Consider the following 18,738-nt stretch of genomic DNA (forward strand, 5'->3'; position numbering starts at 1 on the left):
TACCCAGCCGCCCTCGGGCGAGGCCGGGCGCGGCCTCTGGGAGACTGCGGTCCGTGGTGGACCCGGGCGACGACGTACGCATCGAACGGCTCGGGCCGGTGGGGCGGATCGTGCTCGACCGCCCCCGCGCCCTCAACGCGATCACCCTCGGCATGGTCGAGCGGATCCGGACCGCACTGGACGAGTGGCGCGACGCCGGCCTGCGCGCCGTGATCGTCGAGAGCGCCTCGGAGCGGGCGTTCTCCGCCGGCGGCGACATCCGTCAGGTCCGCGAGAACTCCCTCGCCGGACGCCACGACGAGAGCCTGCGGTTCTTCGAGACGGAGTACGCCGTCAACGCGCTGCTCGGCAGCTACCCGGTGCCGGTCGTGGCGCTGGTCGGCGGGATCTGCCTGGGCGGCGGGATGGGCCTCAGCGTGCACGGCACCTTCGTCGTGGTCTCGCCGGAGGCGTCGTTCGCGATGCCGGAGACCAAGATCGGCTTCTTCCCCGACGTCGGCGGCTCCCACTTCCTGCCCCGGCTGCCCGGCCACACCGGCCGCTACCTCGGCCTGACCGGTGCCCGGATCGGCGCCGCCGACGCGCTCGCGCTGGGCCTCGCCACCCATGCCTGCTCGGCCGCCGACCTGGCGCGGCTGCCCGACCTGATCGCGTCCTACGACGGTCCGCTCGAGCAGCTGCTGCGCGAGCTCGCCCCCGACGAGCCGGGGGAGGCCGGAGCGCTGGCGCCGGTGCGGCCCGAGCTGGAATGGGTGTTCAGCGCCCCCGACCTCGCGGGCATCCGGAGTCGTCTGGCCCGGCTCGTCGGCGACGGCGGCCCGGCGGCCGGCTGGGCGCGCGACACGCGCGCGGCGCTCGACGCCGCGTCGCCGTCCAGCCTGGCGGTGACCGACCGCCTGCTCGTCGAGGGCCGCGGCCGCTCGCTGGAGGAGTGCCTGCGCGCCGAGCTGGAGGCGGCCCGCGCGATGATCGCGAGCGACGACTTCGTCGAGGGCGTCCGCGCGGTGCTGGTCGACAAGGACCACGCGCCGCGGTGGAGCACCCCCGGCTAGACCCGATGCCGTCAACTTGAGGCGTGGCGGACGAGATCTTCTCAACTGGCGGAACCTCTTAACACTGAGATCCTCAACCAAGGCCACGGCGGGGCGGCCCGACGTCGGCGCCCGAGGGAACCGTTACGCCTGCTCCATACCCCTATCGCCGTATAGATGCGTATACTTCTCGGTGATCTATACCGATCTATGCGGTGAAGGTGGTCTCGATGGAACCGAGTCCGTACGCACCTGGCTCGTTGCCCGAGTACCTGGCCGGCCGCGGCCGTGAACGCGAGCTGATCCGCGACAGGGTCTCCCGACTGAGCATGCTCGGCCGATCAGGCGGACCGCTGCTCGCCTTCCACGCACCTCGGGGACTGGGAAAGACATCCCTGCTGCGCATGGCCCAGCGCGACGCCATCGCCGACGGATTCCTCACCGTGTGGGTCACCGGCCGCGATGACCGCCCGATGTCACCCGATCTCGTCCAGGCACTGAGCGCCGCCCTCAAGGAGCGCTCCTTCGGTGAACGATCCAAAGCGCTGCTGCACCGCCTGGACCAGGTACAGGTCGAGCTCGGGATCCCGGGCGTCAAGGTCGGCGCCACCCTGACATCCGACGACAAGACCACGACGGGCACCGCCGTGCTCGACGAGCTGCTCGAGCACGCTGGACGGTTCGCCCACAACCACGACGCAAAGGGGCTCGTCGTGTTCGTCGACGAGTTCCAGGAAGCACAGCTGGGGGACCGCAAGAGCCTCCTCATCGGACTACAGCACTTCGACGGCGCACCGGACCCAACCCCAGTCGCGATCATCGCCGCCGGATTGCCCTCACTCCCACCGGCAGTTACCGAAGCAGCCACATTCGGCGAGCGGTCACGGTTCGTCGAGCTTGGCCTCCTCAACGACGTAGCCGTTGCCGAAGCGATCCGGCTGCCCGCAGAGCATCACCAGGTCGCATGGTCAGACGACGCGATCATGGCCGCGATCGACCTGGCCGGCGGCTACCCGCACAAGGTGCAGCTCATCGGCGACGCCACCTGGGGGATTGCTCGCCCGGGTCCGGGGACCACGATCACGATCGGTCACGTCCGGCAGGCTGAAGACGAGATCGAGGACCGCATGACAGGCCTGTTCCGCACCCGTCTTGCCCGCGCAACCCCTGAGCAGCAGCGGTTCCTCACAGCCATGGCAGCCGTAGGGGATGGACCAGTGGAGCGCGCCGCGATCGCCGCCGAACTCGGTGTGCCGACCACCGCAGTGAGCCGACCACGGCAACAGTTCATCGACCGAGGCTTCATCGAACCGACCGGGCGCGGGAAGCTCCGCTTCACCATCCCCGGCTTCGCGGCCTACATCCGCAACAACACCTGACCTCTGAGCCGCCCTGGACCTACCCCCCCGGCTCGGCGCATAAGGAAGATCGCCACGATTCGGGGGGACCACAGGACTGCCTGTTGCGTTCTAGCGTGGTCGATACGGCCGATCAGCACCAGACGGCTAGAGCAGTTCGGCGACCAGGGTCTCGACGCGGCGGCGGATCTCGTCGCGGATCGGCCGCACGGCGTCGATGCCCTGGCCGGCCGGGTCGTCGAGGACCCAGTCCTCGTAGCGCTTGCCCGGGAAGAACGGGCACTCGTCCCCGCAGCCCATCGTGATCACGACATCGGCCTCCCGCACGGCCGACTCGGTGAGCACCTTGGGCTGCTCGGTCGCGATGTCGATGCCTTCCTCGGCCATCGCGGCGACGGCGACCGGGTTGATCCGGTCGGCCGGCTGCGAGCCGGCGGAGAGCACCTCGATCCGGTCGCCGGCCAGGTGCTGGAGCCAGCCCGCGGCCATCTGGGACCGGCCGGCGTTGTGGACGCAGACGAACAGGACGGTGGGCGTGGTCATCGGTTCTCCTCGACGGTCGGAGTGGGGGTCGGCGTGGGAGTCGGATGCAGCGCGAGGGTCAGGGCGACGCCGACGACCAGGCCGAGGAGCTGCATGCCGACGAAGGCGGGAGCGGACCCCGGCGCGATGCCGGCGAAGGTGTCGGTGAACACCCGGCCGATCGTCACGGCGGGGTTGGCGAACGAGGTGGAGCTGGTGAACCAGTAGGCCGCGCCGATGTAGGCACCCACGGCCGGTGCGGCCAGGGCGCCACGACCCGTCCGGACCAGCGCGAAGATCAGCGCGACCAGGCCCGCCGTCGCGACCACCTCGGCGACCAGGTGCCCGCTGCCGAGCCGGTCCTTGGTCGAGAGGCGCTGGTCGACCTCGAACATCACATTGGCGAGCACGGCGCCGGCGATGCCGCCACCGACCTGGGCGACGGCGTACGCGGCGACCTCGCGCGGTCGCAGACCGGTCCCGGAGCGCCGACCGAGGAACCAGTCGGCGACGGAGACGACGGGGTTGAAGTGCGCCCCCGACACCGGCCCGAACCACACGATCAGCACGGCGAGGCCGAGGACGGTCGCCGTGGAGTTCTGGAGCAGCTGCAGGCCCACGTCCTCGGGCGAGAGCGTCTCGGCCGCGATGCCGGAGCCGACCACGACCGCAACGAGGAGGGCGGTGCCGAGGAACTCGGCCAGGAGGCGGCGCGACAGCGGGACGGCGAGGCTCACGCCGGACATCTTGACCGAGCGAGATTGCTCAGTCAATATTGAGGCAATGAACGCTGAGCAAATGGCGAAGGTGGGCCGTCGGGTCGAGGTGTACGCCGCGCTCGCCGACCCGACCCGATTGCAGGTCGTCGACCTGCTCACGGTCGGGGACGCCGCGTCGTCGGAGCTGTCCACCCGCCTCGGTACGCCGTCCAACCTGCTCGCCCACCACCTGGGGATCCTCGAGCTCGCCGGCGTGATCGAGCGGCACCGCTCGGAGGGCGACCGGCGTCGCAGCTACTGGCGGCTCCTGCCGGACGCCGTCGCCTCACTGAGCGGCCCGCCCCTCGCGATGCCGGGCCGGGTGGTGTTCGTGTGCACCGCCAACACCGCGCGCTCCCAGCTCGCAGCGGCGCTGTGGCGCCGGGCCAGCGCGATCCCGGTGGCGTCGGCGGGCACCCACCCCGCCGACCGGATCGCGCCGGGCGCTCGCGCCACCGCGCGCCGCCATCGTCTCGACCTGCCTGACGTGACGCCGCGGCACCTCGGCGACCTCGACCACGCGCCCCGGGGAGACGACCTGCTGGTCACCGTCTGCGACCGCGCGCACGAGGAGCTCGGCTCCGTCGCGCCGGTGCACTGGTCGGTCCCCGACCCGGTCACGGCCGGGACGAAGGCCGCGTTCGACCGCGCCCACGACGAGCTCGCGACCCGGGTCCACCGACTCGTGCCGCTCCTGCGCCCGGCGTCCTGACGGCCGGCCCAGCGCCGGCCGCCGCCGTCAGCGCGGCCGCCACCAGGCCGAGACACCCGAGGACGACGAACAGGCCGGTGCTGCCGCCGGTCCCGGCCGCGACCGCGGCGCCGGCCGCCGGAGCGAGCGCGGCGGCCACGCCCAGGGGCGCGTTGTAGACGCCGTTCAGGGCGGCGTACCGGTCGGGCCCCCAGTGCTCGCTCACGACGGTGGCGCCGATGAGGGTGAAGAGGCCGCGGGCGGCGCCGGCGACGACCGCGATCGCGATCAGCAGCGGCACCGGGCCGGGGACCACCGCGAGCGCGAGCACCGTGACGGAGAGGACGAGGATGATCGCCGCGGCGCGGGGGTTCGGTGCCATCCGGCGATCCAGCGCCGGGTAGAGCAGGCGGCCCACGACCTGTCCGGCGCCGCTGAGGCCGACCGCCCACGCCGCGAGCTGGACGCTCGTGCCGCGGTCCTGCAGGAGCGGGACGAGGTGCACCAGCGAGGCGTACATGACCAGTGACGTCAGCGCTCCCGACGCGGCCAGGAGCACGAAGGTGCGGCTGGCCAGGATGCTCCGGTCCGAGATCGGCCGGGCCGGGCGCGCGTCGGCGGCCGGCTCCGGATGCCACGGCAGCCGCAGCGCGGCGGCGTGGGCGGGTGCCGTGAGCGCCAACAGCCCGCCGAGGACCAGATAGGTGGCCCGCCACCCGGTCCGGTCGCCGAGGGCGGCGGTCAACGGCGCGAAGACGGTCGAGGAGAACCCGGCCACCAGGGTGAGGGTCGTGATCGCCTGGACCCGGCGGGCGCCGTACCAGTGGGTGAGGGCCGCGAAGGCCGGCGGGTAGAAGGTGCCGGCACTCCCCGCGCCGGCGATCAGCCAGCCGACGGCGAAGACCGGCAGCGACGGTGCGGTCGCGACCACCGCGACGCCTGCCGCCCCCACGACGCTGCCCGCGGTCATCACCACCCGAGGGCCGCGGTGCTGCAGGGCGCGGCCCGCCGCGATGCCGGCGATGGCACCGAACAGGCTGCCCGCCGAGAACGCCGCGGTGACGGCGGTCCCCGACCACCCGGTGTCCGCCGCGATCCCCGTGGCGAGCACGGTGAAGGCGTAGTAGAGGACGCCGTACGCGACGGTGACCGTGACGCACAGCGTGACCAGCACGCGGCGGGACCGCGAGGGGAGGTCAGGCGTCGACAGGGGACCGGCCGATCTCGAACACCTCCAGGGCCGGGGCGGACGCCGGTGCGGGCCCGCAGCAGCCACCGCCGGCCGCGTCGGGGTCGTCGAACACGCCCGCGCCACCGCACACCCCGGTGTCGGGCAGCACGAGCTCGACCCGCGCGGCGGCCTCGTGGTCTCCGGCGATGGCGGCGACGACGCTGCGCACCTGCTCGTAGCCGGTCAGGGCGAGGAAGGTCGGCGCCCGGCCGTAGGACTTCATGCCGACGAGGTACAGGTCCGGCTCCGGCTGGGCGAGATCCGCGGCACCCGTGGCGCGGACCGAGCCGCAGGAGTGGAGGTTGGGGTCGACCTCGGCCGCGATCCGGCGGGGCGCCTCGAGGGTCGGGTCGAGGTCGAGGCGCATCTCGGAGAGGAAGGACAGGTCGGGGCGGAACCCGGTCAGCACCACGACGGTGTCGGCGGCGGGCAGCGCCCGGCCGTCCTCGCCGACCAGCACCGCCCGCCCGTCCTCCTGGCGGATCTCCGCGGTGCGGAATCCGGTCACCAGCTCGACCACACCTGACTCGACGGCCCGCCTCGCCCGCTGGCCGAGGGCACCACGCTCGGGCAGCTCATCGGCCGCGCCGCCGCCGAAGGTGCCGTCGCCGACCACGCGGCGGATGGCCCAGGTGATCCGGGTGCCGGGGGCCTGGTCGGCGATCCGGACCAGCTCGTGGATCGCGTTGAAGGCGGAGTCGCCGGCCCCGACCACGACGGTGTGGCGTCCGGCGTAGCGCTCGGGGTGGGCCTGGTCGGGGACCTGGTAGGCGATCGCGCCGGCGGCGGCCCGCTCGCCCAGGGCGGGCAGCCCGTCCGCGCCGGCCGGGTTCGGCCCGCGCCAGCTGCCGGAGGCGTCGATCACGGCGCGCGCCTCGAGGCGCGCCTCGGTGCCCGCGGCGTCGACGACGTGGACGGTGAACGGCTGCGCCGCCCGCTCGGCGTCGACCAGCCGGTCGCGGCCCTTGCGCGACACCCCGGTCACGCGGGCGTCGTACCGCACCCGGTCGCCGAGGGCCTCCGCCAGCGGCGCGAGGTAGCCGGCGATCCACTCGGCTCCGGTCGGGTAGCCCCCCGCCGGGGCCGACCAGCCGGTCGGTTCGAGGAGCCGCGCCGCCGCGGCGTCGACCAGCTCCGGCCACGCCGAGAACAGCCGGACGTGTCCCCACTCCGCGACGGCGGACGCCGGGCCGGCGCCGGATTCCAGAACCAGCGGCTCCAGGCCGCGCTCGACCAGATGGGCGGCGGCGGCCAGGCCCTGCGGGCCGGCGCCGATCACCACGACGGGACGCTCACTCATCACGTACTCCTCCACTCGGGACCCTATTGCATCGACGTTCTTCGATGCGACAGCCTGGCTGACGTATCGACAGATGTCAATGGATCAGGCAGAATGGCGCCATGGCCCCCTCCCTGCCGGTGATCCAGCCCAGCGACCTGGCCGCCTGCTGCGCGCCCGTCACCGGCGGCCTGGTCTCCGACGCCACGGCCGAGCTGCTGGCGCGGATGTTCAAGGCGCTCGGCGACCCGACCCGGGTCAAGCTGCTCTCGCTGATCGCGGCCGCGCCCGGCGGCGAGGCGTGCATCTGCGACCTGACCGAGCCGGTCGGGCTCAGCCAGCCCACCGTGTCGCACCACATGAGGCTGCTCGTCGAGGCGGGACTGGCGACGCGGGAGCAGCGCGGCCGGTGGGCCTACTACCGCGTCGCTCCCGACGTGCTGCGGTCGCTGGCGGCGGCGCTGGCGCCCGGCGCGGACTGAGGGGCCCGCACCCCGATTGGGTGCCGGGACGACGCCCGCCTAGACTGACGACATCGAAGGGGAGTAGTCCTCAACGGCTGTGTCGACACACTGGCCCGTGACGTTTGCGGGCCCGGCGCAGCAGGCCACCTCCGGTGGCGGACGAGACTTTCGACCAGATGCGCGACCCATGAGAGATGGACGTGCCTGGTCGAAGGCACGTCATCGCGACGGGTTCCGCGTCGGGGTGCTCGAGCGCCTCCGGCCGGGCGCCGGAGAGGAACCAGATGTACGCCTTCTTGTTGAGCACCGCGGTCATCTTCGTGGCCGAGCTCGGCGACAAGAGCCAGCTGATGGCGATGACCTTCGCCACCCGCTACCGCGCCCGGGACGTGATCATCGGCCTGACGGCCGCCACCGCGATCGTGCACCTCGCGTCGGTCGGGATCGGGTACGCCATCGGCGACGCGTTCGGCGACTACCAGGGCACGATCGAGGTCTGCGCGGGCATCGCGTTCCTCGGCTTCGCGCTGTGGACGCTGCGCGGCGACGAGCTGACCGAGGACGACGAGCGCAAGGCGGCGGGCGCGACCGGCCGGGCGATCCTCGTCGTCGGCGTCTTCTTCTTCCTCGCCGAGCTGGGTGACAAGACGATGCTCGCCACCATCACCCTGGCCACGCAGGAGGGCTGGTTCGGCACCTGGCTCGGCTCCACGGTCGGCATGGTCGCGGCCGACGCGCTCGCGATCGGCGTGGGCGCCGTGCTCGGCAGGAAGCTGCCGGAGCGGGTCATCAAGTACGGCGCCGCCGCGCTCTTCGCGCTCTTCGGGCTGCTGCTCATCGTCAGTGGGGCTGGTTGGATCTGAGGGTGAGTCCCGAGGCCCCGACCCCGCCATCGACCCCGGTCCCCGCCTCGGCCGGGGCCGGGGCCCGGGTCCGGGTCCGGCCGGCGTGGAGCCCGTGGCGCACGGTGTTCGCGTTCGGGCTGGTGAGCCTGGCGGCGGACATGGTCTACGAGGGGATGCGGGCCATGGCCGGCCCCTTCCTCGGCAGCCTCGGGGCGTCGGCGCTGACCGTCGGGATCGTCACCGGTGCCGGCGAGGCGGTGGCGCTGGTGCTGCGCCTGGCGACCGGGCCCTGGGCGGACCGGAGCCGGCGGCACTGGCGGCTCACCGTCGTCGGGTACGCGATGACGGCGGTGTGCGTGCCGCTGCTCGCCGTTACGCCCTTCCTCGGCAGCGCGGGGCTGGCGGTCGCGGCCACCCTGATCGTGCTGGAGCGCACCGGCAAGGCGGTCCGCAGTCCCGCGAAGTCCGCGCTGCTGGCGGGCATGGCGACCTCGACCGGACGCGGCAAGGGCTTCGCGGTCCACAAGGCGCTGGACCAGATCGGGGCCTTCTCCGGTCCGCTGCTGCTCGCCGGGATCGCCGCGCTCACCGGCCTGCTCTGGCCCGGCTTCGCGGTGCTCGCGATCCCCGGCGCACTGGCGATGCTGCTGCTCGCCCAGCTGCGCCGCCGGGCACCGATCGCGACCCTGGCCGGGACCGACGAGTCCGAGGACGAGCCGGGCGGGCGCCCACCGCGCAGCGCCTGGGCCGAGGTCCGCACGGCGGCCGTGGGCGCCGATCTGCCCCGTGCGTTCCACCTGTTCTCGTTGGCCGCCGCGCTCACCACCGCCGGCCTGATGACCTTCGGCGTGATGTCGTACCGCTTCGTCGAGGCGGGCCTGGTCGCCGCGGCCGCCGTCCCCCTGGTCTATGCGCTCGCGATGGCGGTCGGGGCCGTCGCCGCGCTGGCGACCGGCGGTCTGTTCGACCGCTGGGGCGGCCGCGTCCTGCTCGTCGTACCGGTCCTCGTGGCGGTGGTGCCGCTGTGCGTCTTCACCGACCGGCTGGGGCTCGTCCTGGCCGGCGTGGTCGTGTGGGGCGCGGGCGCGGGCGTGCAGGACTCCGCCGTCAAGGCGTATGTCGCCGATCTGGTCCCCGTCGGGCGCCGGGCCACGGCGTACGGTGTCTTCGCGGCGGTGCAGGGCATCGGCGCGCTGGCCGGCGGCGTGCTCGCGGGCGCGCTGGTCGACGGGCACGTCACGCTCCTCGCGGTCGTGATCGGTGCGTTGCAGCTCGCCGCGGCCGTGCTGCTGTGGAGGAGCTGTAACTACCTGTCGTTGCCAGTACCTGATCCGTAGACCGGTACGGCAGTGGCAAGGACAGTTAGTTACAGCGCCGGACCACCCGAAGGGATGAGGAAAGTGGAGATCGTGTTGCGCCCGGTCGTGGTCGAGGACCTGCCGCTGCTGGCGGGCGGCGACGTGACGTACGACGACTTCGGCCCGCGTCCACCGCGCACCGAGCCCTACTCCCCGGCGCTGCGTGAGTTCGGCGGCCTCGCCGTGTGCGCCGCCGCGGGTGGCCAGCTGCTCGGCAGCGTGAGCTGGGTCTGGCAGCAGTGGGGGCCGATGCCGGAGTCGCGCAACCCGATGATCGGCATCTGGCTGCGCCCCGAGGCGCGCGGCCGCGGCGCGGGTACGGCGGCCCAGCGGGCGCTGGCCGAGCTGTTCTTCCAGCACACCACCGTCAACCGGGTCGAGGCGTGCACGGACGTCGAGAACATCGCCGAGCAGCGGGCGCTGGAGCGGGCCGGCTTCACCCGCGAGGGCACGGTGCGGGGTGCGCAGTGGCGGGCCGGCGCCTTCCGCGACTGCTACTCCTACAGCATCCTGCGCGCCGACCGGGAGGGCGGCGCCGGGCAGGCCGCTGCCGCCCACTGACCGGGTAGCGCCCCCGATCGCGTCAGGTGGGTCGACGCGATCGGAGGCAGTGGGACCGGGGGCTCAGAAAGCCTGCGGGCCGAGCCGCTCGACGGCGACGAAGACCGAGAGCGCGAGCAGGACGAGGTTCATCACGAGGCTCTGGGTCTCGCCGCGCCGGGCGTGGACGATGATCGCGCCCACCATGGTGATCGCGAGCCCGATGGCCGCGGCCGGCACCAGGCCGGTGGCGACGTCGAAGGCGCCGGGCAGGATCAGGCCGATCGCGCCGAGGACCTCGACCGCGCCGATCAGCTTGATCGCCCCGCCGGAGAAGTCCTCGGCCCAGCCCATCCGCGGGTCGGCGAGGATCTGCTCCTTGGACTTGGCCACCTTCATCGAGCCGGCCATCAAGAACAGTGCGGCGAGCAGGCCGGTGGCGATCCAGACGACGACGTTCATGGGGTGACTCCTTCGCGACCTTCGACGTGAAGGCTCATGTCATCGAGGGTACGGGCAAGACACATGAATGTTCAAGTCATCTCGCCGCCGACCTATGCTGCACCCATGACGCGGAAGGCGACGCGGAGCGCGGGCGAGCCGCGCTGGCTGACGCCCGAGGAGCTGGAGACCTGGCAGGCCCTGCACCTCGTGCTCGCGACCCTGCCGGGCGCCCTCGGCAGCCAGCTCCAGGCGGACGCCCGGCTGAGCTTCCTCGAGTACTACGTCCTGGCCGGCCTCGCGGACCAGCCGGACCACACCATGCGGCTGAGCCGGCTCGCGCTGCTCGCCAACGCCGAGCTGTCCCGGCTCTCGCACCTGGTCCGGCGGCTCGAGGACCGCGGGCTCGTCCGGCGGGAGCCGGACCCGACCGACGGGCGGTTCACCAACGCGATCCTCCTGCCGGCGGGGCGCGCCGAGCTGGTGAAGGCGGCGCCGGGTCACGTCGCCCAGGTGCGTCGGCTCGTCTTCGACGTCCTCGACGACGAGGAGCAGCGGGTGCTCAGGACCGCGCTGCGCAAGGTCGTCGACCAGGTCGTCGGCTGTCCGCCTCCTGATTGTGAAGTGACGTAATGATGTAGTAACTTCACCATATGCAGCGAACGACCCCCCGCGACGCGATCGACCGCCTGATGCAGCTGTCGATGCTGATCTCCAGCGACCTCGGCCGCTACGAGAAGGCGTCCGGGCTCACCGCGCCGCGGATCCACCTGCTCTGGCAGCTCGGCCTCGGCGGCCCGACGACCCAGCAGCAGCTCGCGGCGGCGATGGACGTGACGCCACGCAATGTGACCGGCCTGGTCGACGGCCTGGTCGCCTCCGGCCACGTCACCCGCGAGCCGCACCCGACCGACCGGCGGGCGACCCTGGTGACGCCCACCGCCGCCGGGCTCGCGGTCATCGAGGAGAACCAGGAGAGCTACGACGACCTGGCCCGGCAGCTCTTCGGCGACCTCCCGGCCCGGAGGCTGGCCGACTTCGCCGCGGTCCTCGACGTGACGATCGCGCGCTTCGCCGCACTCATGGAGGAGGCCCAGTCGGAGGAGGGCCAGTCATGAGCGCGGTCATGAACCGCACCTGGCGCATCGTCAAGGAGATCGTCCTGCTCGAGCTGGCGATCTGGCGCAACCTCGCTCGCTGGATCACCCGGCGTCCCGACGCCCCCGAGGGGGCGGTCCAGATCGGCTACGCCCAGCTGACCGCCCCCGTCATGTGGCTGTGGATCTTCGGCTCCTTCGTCGAGGTCATCGCCCTCGAGCTGGTCCTGCGCTCCGTCGACGCCACCTGGGCGCACGCCGTCCGAGTCCCGCTCCTCGTGGTCGGGCTCTGGGGTGCGTTGTGGATGCTCGGCATGGCCGGCTCGTTCTACGTCCGCCGCCACCTGGTGCTCCCCGACCGGATCCGGATCCGCAGCGGCCCCCGGTTCCACGTCGACGTACCGCTGGACGCGATCACGCACAGTCGCGGCGTCGAGCACGAGTTCGAGGGCATGATCAGGTCGGTCCACGAGGAGGACGGCCTGCTGCTCGTCGGCCCGGGCAACCGCACCAATGTGGAGCTGACCCTGGTCGGGCCGACCCCGCTCGTCACGAACGACGGCGAGCGGGTCGTCGACCGGGTCGGGTTCTGGGTCGACGAGCCGCGCGAGGTGGTCCGCCTGCTGCAGGGCGCCGGACAGGGACCGGGCGTGCGCTGAGTGGCCGGCTCCCGCCCGGCCGGCCCGAGGAGCTGTAACTATCCGTTCTTGCCACTGCCGTACCGGTCTACGGGTGCGGTAGTGGCAACAAAAGACAGTTACAGTTCCGGCCCCCGGTCACGCTCCCGGCCGGTGCAGCCGGCGCTCCGCGAGCGGCCTGCCGCGGACGAGGTGCTCGCCGACGAGGTCCGGTACGACGCCGGGCCGGACGTCGCCGTACCAGATGTCGTCGGGGTGGACCACCAGCACCGGGCCCTGGTTGCAGGGGAACAGGCATCCGGTCTGGGTGACGAGCACGTCGTCGTCGCCCAGCCCGCGGCGGCGCAGCTCGGCGTCGAGCGCCGCCGCGGTGGCCGCGGAGCCGCGCGCCGAGCAGCGGGGCCCGCGGCAGACCAGCACCTGCCGGGCATGCCCGGGCACGTCCTCCCAGGCCGGCGAGGTCAGCGGCGCCTCGTCGCCGGTCACGGCGCGGCCGGCGACGACCAGCTCGACGGCGTCGTTCTCCCGCTGCCAGTGCCCGGCGACCCGGCGCAGCCAGGAGCGGGCGGTCGGCGCCCCGAGCCCGAGGCCGACCAGCTCGATCCGCTGCGTCCCCGTGCCGGCCAGCCGGTCGAGCTCGTCGGCCAGGCTCGGCGTCCCCGCCTGGAGGAAGGCCACCGACGCCCCGGTCGCCGCGGCGATGGCGCGCAGCTCGTCGGCGTGGCGCTCGGCGTCGACGCCGAGCGGGACGAGGACGACGGCGCGGCTCACCGGGCGGCCCTCGCGTCGTGCCACACGACGTGCAGGCGACCCGAGTGCTCGTGGCGCCCGACGGTGGCCTCGACGCCGTAGACCCGGTCGACCAGCTCCGCCGTGAGCACCTCCTCCGGGGGACCGGCCGCGGCCACCCGGCCGTCCTGCAGGACCACGAGCCGGTCGCAGAAGGCCGCGGCCAGGTCGAGGTCGTGGAGCGCGGCGAGCGTGGTGAGGCCGAGCTCGCGTACGGCGGCGAGCAGGTCGAGCTGGTGGGACAGGTCGAGGTGGTTGGTCGGCTCGTCGAGCATGAGGACGGCAGGCTGCTGGGTGAGTGCGCGCGCCAGCTGCACCCGCTGTCGCTCGCCGCCCGACAGCGTGTGCCAGTCCCGGTCGGCGAGGTGGGTGATCCCGCTGAGCCGCATCGCCTCGGCCACCTCGGCGGCGCCCTCGTCCCGGGAGGCCGGCCAGCGCCCGCGGTGCGGGATCCGGCCGAGCTCGACGACCTGCCGCACGGTCAGGGGCAGGGACGTCGAGGAGTGCTGCTCGAGGACGGCGATCCGTTGCGCCCGTACCCGCGTCCGCAGCTCGTGCACGTCGTCCGGGCCGAGCCGGACCGTGCCGGCGCCAGGGCGCCGTAGCCCGGCCATCACGTGCAGCAGCGACGTCTTGCCCGAGCCGTTGGGGCCGAGCAGCCCGGTGACCGTCCCCGGGGCGCAGTCCAGCGACACGTCGTCGAGGATCGTGCGTTCCCGCACACCCCAGGAGACACCCTCCGCGGTCAGTCTCATGAGCCCATCACGCCGACCTCGACTCGCGCCGCAGCAGGTACGCGAACAGCGGCGCGCCGAGGACGGCGGTCACCACGCCGATGGGGATCTCCTGGCCCTCGACCAGCGAGCGGGCGGCCGTGTCGGCCCAGATCATCAGCACCGCGCCGGCGAGGGCGCTGAGCGGCAGCAGCCGCCGGTGGAGGGGGCCGCAGACCAACCGGACGACGTGGGGGATGACCAGCCCCACGAACCCGATCGCCCCGGTGTAGGCGACCAGGCACGCGGTCAGCAGTGCCGTACCGACGAGCAGGACCCACCGGGTACGCCGGAGGGAGACGCCGAGCGACGCCGCCGAGGCGTCGCCGAACGCGAACGCGTCCAGGTCCCCCGCGTGGGCGATGATGCCGACCAGCGCCACCAGGGCGACGACGATCAGCACCGTCGCGCTGTGCCAGCGCACGCCGGCGAGCGAGCCCATCGTCCAGGCCAGCACCCGTCGCGCGGCATCGTGCTGGCCGCTCATCATCACCGCGAAGGACGTGTAGGCCGCGCAGACCTGGCCGATCGCGACCCCCGCCAGCACGGTCCGCGCCGGCGGGAGGTCGCCGGTGCGGCCGGTGGCGAGGGCCAGGACGAGCACCAGCGCGACCAGCGCGCCGACGAACGCCGCCGTGCCGAGCGCGGCGCCGCCGACCAGGCCGGCAACGCTCACCCCCAGCACGATCACGCTCACCGCGCCGACCGCGGCGCCGCCGGAGATGCCCAGCAGGTAGGGGTCGGCGAGGTCGTTGCGGGTCAGCGACTGCAGCACGGCGCCGGCCAGGGCGAGTCCCGCCCCGGTGGCGGCCGCGCCGAGGATCCGGGGCATCCGCAGCTGCCACACGATCCGGTCGTCGATAGCGGTCACGCCGTCGGCCGGCAGCCCGAGGCGGCGCAGCACGACGTCGATGACGTCGCCGATCGGCACCGTGACGGAGCCGATCCCGACCGCCACGACGATGCTCACGGCCAGGGTGGCGGTCAGCACCGCACCGGCCGCCAGCCCGGTCCCCGGCCGGCTCCGCGCCGACCGGGACAGGGACGCCCGCGTCCTGGGCCGGGTCGCCCGGGTCGCCCGGGTCGCCTGGAGCATCAGCCCAGGTTCAGCTCGGCCAGCTGCGCGCCGACCGACACCGCGCCGTCGGCCAGCCGGACGCCGGGGGTGGACTCGGAGAAGGGCACGACGACATAGGCCCCGGCCCGCACGGCCCGCAGCTCCTTGAGCGCCGGGTCCTTCTCGAGCAGGGCGATCTTGTCGTCGGCGGTGGACCAGCTCGCGTCGGCGAGCACGATGACGTCGGGGTCGGCCTTGACCACCCGCTCCCAGCTGACGTCGGCCCAGCTCCCCTCGAGGTCGGCGAAGACGTTGGTCGCGCCGACCGCGTCCAGGATCAGCTGCGGCCCGCCCTGACCCGCGCCGGCGAACGCCGTCTTGTCGCCGGAGTCGAACCAGAAGGCGGTGTGCCCCTCGCCGGGCCGGCTGTCGGCGAGCTCGTCGAGCGCCGCCTGCTGTCCCTCCTCGATCGCCTGCGCGCGCTCGGGCACGCCGAACGCCGTGGCCACGGTCTCGATCTCGCCCCAGACCGAGTCGAAGGCGATCTCCGCGCGCTCGTGCCCCTCGCCGCAGCCGAACGGGGAGTTGTACGTCGCGATGCCGAGGTCGGCCAGCTCGTCGCGCGGGCCGGCGGCGTCGGCGTCGAAGGCGCTGAGGTAGGAGGAGTAGACGAAGTCCGGCTCCGCCGCGAGCAGGGTCTCGTTGTCGGGGTACTCCTTCGAGAGCACCGCCACCTCGTCGTACGCGGCCTGCCACCGCTCGGGGACGGCGTCGTCGAGGTACGCCGTTCCCGCCATGTGGTCGGCGAGGTCGAGCGCCAGCATCACCTCGGTCGCGCCCTGGTTCATGGTCACGGCACTCTCGGGCGGCGCCGTGACGGTGGAGGTGAAGTCGCAGCTGGTGACCTCGACCGGGAAGCCGTCGTCGGCGACCTTCCTCGGCTCCGGCTCGGGAGCGCCGGCGCAGGCGGAGAGTGTGGTGAGGGCGAGGGGGAGGGCGAGCAGGGCAGGGAGAGTCCGGGTACGACGGGACGGCCTGATCATCGGGGTCACTCTTTCGGTCCGAGGCTCGTGCGCGAAGCCTGTATGGGTGGGTGACGCGGACCCGAGCGGGTCCACGGCCAGCAGGTCTTCGGACTCGGGATCGACCGGACGGAGCGCCTTCCCAGTGCCGGTCAGCCGAGTGTCAGCTGTCCGTCACCAGTGGCGTGTTGCCCCGCCCGTCACCCTCACCGCTGCGCGTCAGTCCCGGACTCTCACCGGGTTCCCTGACCCACGAGTTACGTGAGTACGACTGGCGAGGCGGACGCTAGCACGCGGCTGGAAGGCCCGACCGAAGTAGGGGCGGTCCGCGACCGTGGTCCGATGTGCGGGCGCCGGGACCGCGGCTTGACTGGACGGGTGCGCACCATCAGCGAAGGTCCTGTCGCGCTCTCGGCACGGGCGCTCGGGCCGGACCTCGCGCGCGGCTGCATGCTGCTGTTCATCGCGCTCGCCAACTCCCACTACTTCCTGACGGGCACGTCGGCCGGCACGTCGGCCGGCGCGTCGGTCCGGGGCGGCTTCCCGGTGGACGTCTCGGCGCTCGACTCCGCGGTCACGTGGGTGGTCGCGACCTTCGTCGACGGCCGGGCGTTCCCGTTGTTCGGCTTCCTGTTCGGGTACGGCGTCGCGCACATCGTGCGCCGCCAGACCGCGTCCGGCGCCGCGCCGCGGGAGGTGCGCCGGCTGCTCTGGCGGCGCGGCGCGGTGCTCGTGGCCGTCGGCGTGGTCGACGCGATGCTGTTCTTCGTCGGCGACATCCTCGCGATGTACGGCGTGCTGCTGCTGGTCGGCGCCTGGGCCGTGCGCTGGTCGGACCGCTGGCTGCTGGTCGTGGCCGGCCTCCTCTTCGTGCTCACCGCGCTGCCGTCGGCGGACTCCTCGTCGGTCAGCACCGACCCGCCGGACGTGGCGATGCTGCCGCCCGACCTGGCGACCCAGCTCGCGGAGCGGCCGGCGGCGGTGGCGCTCATCGCGCTGCTCGGGCCGATCGGGTTCGCCTGCCCGTACCTCCTGGGTCTGTGGGCCGGTCGCCGCCGGGTGCTCGAGCAGCCCGAGCGCTACCGCGGCCTGCTCAGCGCCGTCGCGGCCGTCGGCATCACCGTCGCGGTCCTCGGCGCCCAGCCGGTCGCGTTGATGCTGGCCGGCGCCACCGCCGTACCGTCCGCCGACGTGCTCGAGCTGATCGGGCCGCTGCACGACGCCGCCGGCGTCCTCGGCGGGCTCGGGTACGCCGCGCTGATCGTCCTCCTCGCGCGCCCGCTCGAGGGACTGGTCGAGGGCCGGCGCGGCCGGCTGATCGACGCGCTGGCGGCGACCGGCCAGCGGTCGATGACCTGCTACCTCCTGCAGTCGGTGGTGTGGGCGGTGGTGTTCACGCCGTACCTGCTCGACCTGGCGGGCACCCTCACCGTCACCGGCACGGCGCTGCTCGCGGTCGCCACCTGGGTCGCCTCGGTCGCCCTCGCGGACCTGTTGGCACGTCGGGACCGGCGCGGTCCGTTCGAGGTGCTGGTCCGTCGCGTCACCTACCGCTGAGCGGCACTCGACGGTAGCCCGCCGGAAGCTGCGCCGGTCCGGGCGTGTTACATGACGTCGTGACCGCGCCCGCCTCCACCGACGTCGTCCGGGACAACCGCGTCCAACGCCTCCTGGTCGTCCTCGGGATCGTGGTGCTGGCGTTCAACCTGCGACCGGCGGCGTCGAGCGTCGGTCCGCTGCTGGAGGAGATCCGCGCCGGAGTGCCGCTCGGCGACTTCGAGGCGGGCCTGCTCACCACGCTGCCCGTCCTCTGCTTCGCGCTCGTCGGCGGTGCGGCGCCGCGGCTCGCGTCCTGGCTGGGGCTGCACCGGGTGGCGCTGCTGGGGCTGGTGCTGCTGGCCGGCTGCCTGTGGTGGCGCGGCCAGGTCCACCAGGGGTGGCTCTTCCTCGTGCTGTCCTTCGCGGCCCTGGCCGGCGCCGCGGCCGCCAACGTGCTGATGCCCTCGCTGGTCAAGCTGCACTTCCCCGGCCACGTCGGGCTCCTGACCGCGGTCTACTCGACGTCGATGGCGATCGGCCTCACGCTCTCCTCGGCGCTCAGCGTGCCGATCGCCGGTGCCGGCGGCGGCGATGTCGACTACACGGCCGGTCTCGGCGCCTGGGCCGTGACCGCCGCCATCGCCATCCTGCCGTGGATCGGTCTGATCGGGCACGACCTCCACGAGGGCCGCCGGACCCGCTCCCTCGGGATCACCGCGATCGCCCGCACCCGGCTCGGGTGGGCGATGGCCGTCGCGTTCGGGCTCCAGTCCCTGCAGGCGTACGCCGTCTTCGGCTGGTTCGCGCAGATGTGTCGCGACGCGGGCTACTCCGCCGAGACCGCGGGCGTCCTGCTCGGCGTCGTCACCGGCGCGAGCATCCCGCTGTCGCTGCTCATCCCGATCCTGGCCGGCCGCCTGCGCGACCAGCGTTGGCTGCTCGTCGCGCTCCTCGCGTGCTACCCGATCGGGTACCTCGGCTTCCTGGCGGATCCGCGGCCACTGGGCTGGCTGTGGGCACTCGCCATCGGCGTCGGGTGCAGCACCTTCCCGCTCGTGCTGACCCTGATCGGCCTGCGCAGCCGGACCGCGGAGGGCACCGCGGCGCTCTCCGGCTTCACCCAGTCCGCGGGCTACCTGCTCGCCGCGGTGGGCCCGTTCGGCGTCGGCGTGCTGCACGCCGCGACCGGGACCTGGACCCTGTCGATCCTGATCCTCCTCGCGCTGTGCGTGCCGCTCCTCCTGTGCGGGCTCTACGCCACCCGGGACCGCTACATCGAGGACGAGCTGGCGGCGCGCGCCTGAC

Annotated in this window: 21 protein-coding genes and 1 riboswitch; of the genes, 12 read left to right on the forward strand and 9 right to left on the reverse strand. The window is 73.4% G+C overall.

Annotated features, from left to right (window positions below):
• Positions 1-53: 53 nt before the first annotated feature.
• Complete coding sequence (locus tag KVF89_RS23595) at positions 54-1,052, forward strand: enoyl-CoA hydratase/isomerase family protein (RefSeq protein WP_257429070.1); 999 nt, start codon at positions 54-56, stop codon at positions 1,050-1,052.
• A 209-nt stretch (positions 1,053-1,261) separates the two neighbouring features.
• Positions 1,262-2,410, forward strand: a complete 1,149-nt coding sequence (locus tag KVF89_RS23600) for an ATP-binding protein (RefSeq protein ID WP_257429071.1) — start codon at positions 1,262-1,264, stop codon at positions 2,408-2,410.
• A gap of 126 nt (positions 2,411-2,536) precedes the next feature.
• Here KVF89_RS23600 and KVF89_RS23605 read toward each other — a convergent pair whose 3' ends face one another.
• Entirely contained in the window at positions 2,537-2,932 is a 396-nt protein-coding gene (locus KVF89_RS23605; protein ID WP_257429072.1) for an arsenate reductase ArsC, read from the reverse strand.
• Complete coding sequence (locus KVF89_RS23610; RefSeq protein ID WP_257429073.1) at positions 2,929-3,657, reverse strand: aquaporin; 729 nt, start codon at positions 3,655-3,657, stop codon at positions 2,929-2,931. The genes KVF89_RS23605 and KVF89_RS23610 overlap by 4 nt, the downstream gene beginning before the upstream one ends.
• A 37-nt stretch (positions 3,658-3,694) precedes the next feature.
• Between KVF89_RS23610 and KVF89_RS23615 the strand changes: the two genes are divergently transcribed.
• The gene (locus KVF89_RS23615) at positions 3,695-4,381 is read left to right on the forward strand and encodes an arsenate reductase/protein-tyrosine-phosphatase family protein (RefSeq protein WP_257429074.1); all 687 of its coding nucleotides are present in this window, start codon (positions 3,695-3,697) and stop codon (positions 4,379-4,381) included.
• On the opposite strand, the gene KVF89_RS23620 is transcribed toward KVF89_RS23615, so the two are convergent.
• Complete coding sequence (locus tag KVF89_RS23620; protein ID WP_257429075.1) at positions 4,287-5,534, reverse strand: MFS transporter; 1,248 nt, start codon at positions 5,532-5,534, stop codon at positions 4,287-4,289. The two genes, KVF89_RS23615 and KVF89_RS23620, sit on opposite strands and share 95 nt — an antisense overlap.
• A gap of 22 nt (positions 5,535-5,556) precedes the next feature.
• The gene (locus tag KVF89_RS23625) at positions 5,557-6,891 is read right to left on the reverse strand and encodes an NAD(P)-binding domain-containing protein (protein ID WP_257429076.1); all 1,335 of its coding nucleotides are present in this window, start codon (positions 6,889-6,891) and stop codon (positions 5,557-5,559) included.
• A 101-nt stretch (positions 6,892-6,992) separates the two neighbouring features.
• Here KVF89_RS23625 and KVF89_RS23630 point away from each other — a divergent pair, with 101 nt between their 5' ends.
• From KVF89_RS23630 to KVF89_RS23645, 4 genes are all read left to right on the forward strand, one after another.
• The gene (locus tag KVF89_RS23630) at positions 6,993-7,352 is read left to right on the forward strand and encodes an ArsR/SmtB family transcription factor (RefSeq protein ID WP_257429077.1); all 360 of its coding nucleotides are present in this window, start codon (positions 6,993-6,995) and stop codon (positions 7,350-7,352) included.
• A gap of 266 nt (positions 7,353-7,618) precedes the next feature.
• Positions 7,619-8,197 carry a TMEM165/GDT1 family protein gene (locus KVF89_RS23635; RefSeq protein WP_257429078.1) on the forward strand — a complete coding sequence of 193 codons (579 nt, stop codon included), beginning with the start codon at positions 7,619-7,621 and terminating at the stop codon, positions 8,195-8,197.
• Positions 8,198-8,199: 2 nt separating this feature from the next.
• Entirely contained in the window at positions 8,200-9,516 is a 1,317-nt protein-coding gene (locus KVF89_RS23640) for an MFS transporter (RefSeq protein WP_257429081.1), read from the forward strand.
• A gap of 63 nt (positions 9,517-9,579) precedes the next feature.
• The gene (locus KVF89_RS23645) at positions 9,580-10,098 is read left to right on the forward strand and encodes a GNAT family N-acetyltransferase (RefSeq protein WP_257429082.1); all 519 of its coding nucleotides are present in this window, start codon (positions 9,580-9,582) and stop codon (positions 10,096-10,098) included.
• 63 nt (positions 10,099-10,161) lie between these two features.
• On the opposite strand, the gene KVF89_RS23650 is transcribed toward KVF89_RS23645, so the two are convergent.
• A complete protein-coding gene (locus KVF89_RS23650; protein ID WP_257429083.1) occupies positions 10,162-10,539 on the reverse strand; it encodes a DoxX family protein in 378 nt (125 codons plus the stop codon).
• 105 nt (positions 10,540-10,644) lie between these two features.
• Between KVF89_RS23650 and KVF89_RS23655 the strand changes: the two genes are divergently transcribed.
• The 3 genes from KVF89_RS23655 to KVF89_RS23665 are packed head-to-tail and all read left to right on the forward strand — an operon-like array spanning position 10,645 to position 12,274.
• A complete protein-coding gene (locus tag KVF89_RS23655) occupies positions 10,645-11,151 on the forward strand; it encodes a MarR family winged helix-turn-helix transcriptional regulator (protein ID WP_257429085.1) in 507 nt (168 codons plus the stop codon).
• Between the two features lie 20 nt (positions 11,152-11,171).
• The gene (locus tag KVF89_RS23660; RefSeq protein ID WP_257429087.1) at positions 11,172-11,636 is read left to right on the forward strand and encodes a MarR family winged helix-turn-helix transcriptional regulator; all 465 of its coding nucleotides are present in this window, start codon (positions 11,172-11,174) and stop codon (positions 11,634-11,636) included.
• On the forward strand, positions 11,633-12,274 hold the full coding sequence (locus tag KVF89_RS23665) for a hypothetical protein (protein ID WP_257429089.1): 642 nt from the start codon (positions 11,633-11,635) through the stop codon (positions 12,272-12,274). The genes KVF89_RS23660 and KVF89_RS23665 overlap by 4 nt, the downstream gene beginning before the upstream one ends.
• 117 nt (positions 12,275-12,391) lie before the next feature.
• On the opposite strand, the gene KVF89_RS23670 is transcribed toward KVF89_RS23665, so the two are convergent.
• Genes KVF89_RS23670 through KVF89_RS23685 form a run of 4 tightly spaced genes read right to left on the reverse strand, consistent with a single transcriptional unit; the run spans position 12,392 to position 15,915 of the window.
• A complete protein-coding gene (locus KVF89_RS23670; protein WP_257429098.1) occupies positions 12,392-13,024 on the reverse strand; it encodes a (2Fe-2S) ferredoxin domain-containing protein in 633 nt (210 codons plus the stop codon).
• Positions 13,021-13,797: an ABC transporter ATP-binding protein gene (locus tag KVF89_RS23675; RefSeq protein WP_257429100.1), complete on the reverse strand. Its 777-nt coding sequence runs from the start codon at positions 13,795-13,797 to the stop codon at positions 13,021-13,023. The genes KVF89_RS23670 and KVF89_RS23675 overlap by 4 nt, the downstream gene beginning before the upstream one ends.
• 7 nt (positions 13,798-13,804) lie before the next feature.
• Positions 13,805-14,911 carry a FecCD family ABC transporter permease gene (locus KVF89_RS23680; RefSeq protein ID WP_257429102.1) on the reverse strand — a complete coding sequence of 369 codons (1,107 nt, stop codon included), beginning with the start codon at positions 14,909-14,911 and terminating at the stop codon, positions 13,805-13,807.
• Positions 14,911-15,915 carry an ABC transporter substrate-binding protein gene (locus KVF89_RS23685; RefSeq protein WP_257429104.1) on the reverse strand — a complete coding sequence of 335 codons (1,005 nt, stop codon included), beginning with the start codon at positions 15,913-15,915 and terminating at the stop codon, positions 14,911-14,913. The genes KVF89_RS23680 and KVF89_RS23685 overlap by 1 nt, the downstream gene beginning before the upstream one ends.
• Before the next feature lie 62 nt (positions 15,916-15,977).
• Positions 15,978-16,185, reverse strand: a riboswitch (cobalamin riboswitch).
• Positions 16,186-16,272: 87 nt separating this feature from the next.
• Between KVF89_RS23685 and KVF89_RS23690 the strand changes: the two genes are divergently transcribed.
• A complete protein-coding gene (locus KVF89_RS23690) occupies positions 16,273-17,451 on the forward strand; it encodes a DUF418 domain-containing protein (protein ID WP_257429106.1) in 1,179 nt (392 codons plus the stop codon).
• A gap of 59 nt (positions 17,452-17,510) precedes the next feature.
• Positions 17,511-18,737: an MFS transporter gene (locus KVF89_RS23695; protein ID WP_257429123.1), complete on the forward strand. Its 1,227-nt coding sequence runs from the start codon at positions 17,511-17,513 to the stop codon at positions 18,735-18,737.
• Position 18,738: the final 1 nt, after the last annotated feature.

The sequence above is a fragment of the Nocardioides carbamazepini genome (assembly GCF_024614185.1).
Lineage (GTDB): Bacteria > Actinomycetota > Actinomycetes > Propionibacteriales > Nocardioidaceae > Nocardioides > Nocardioides carbamazepini.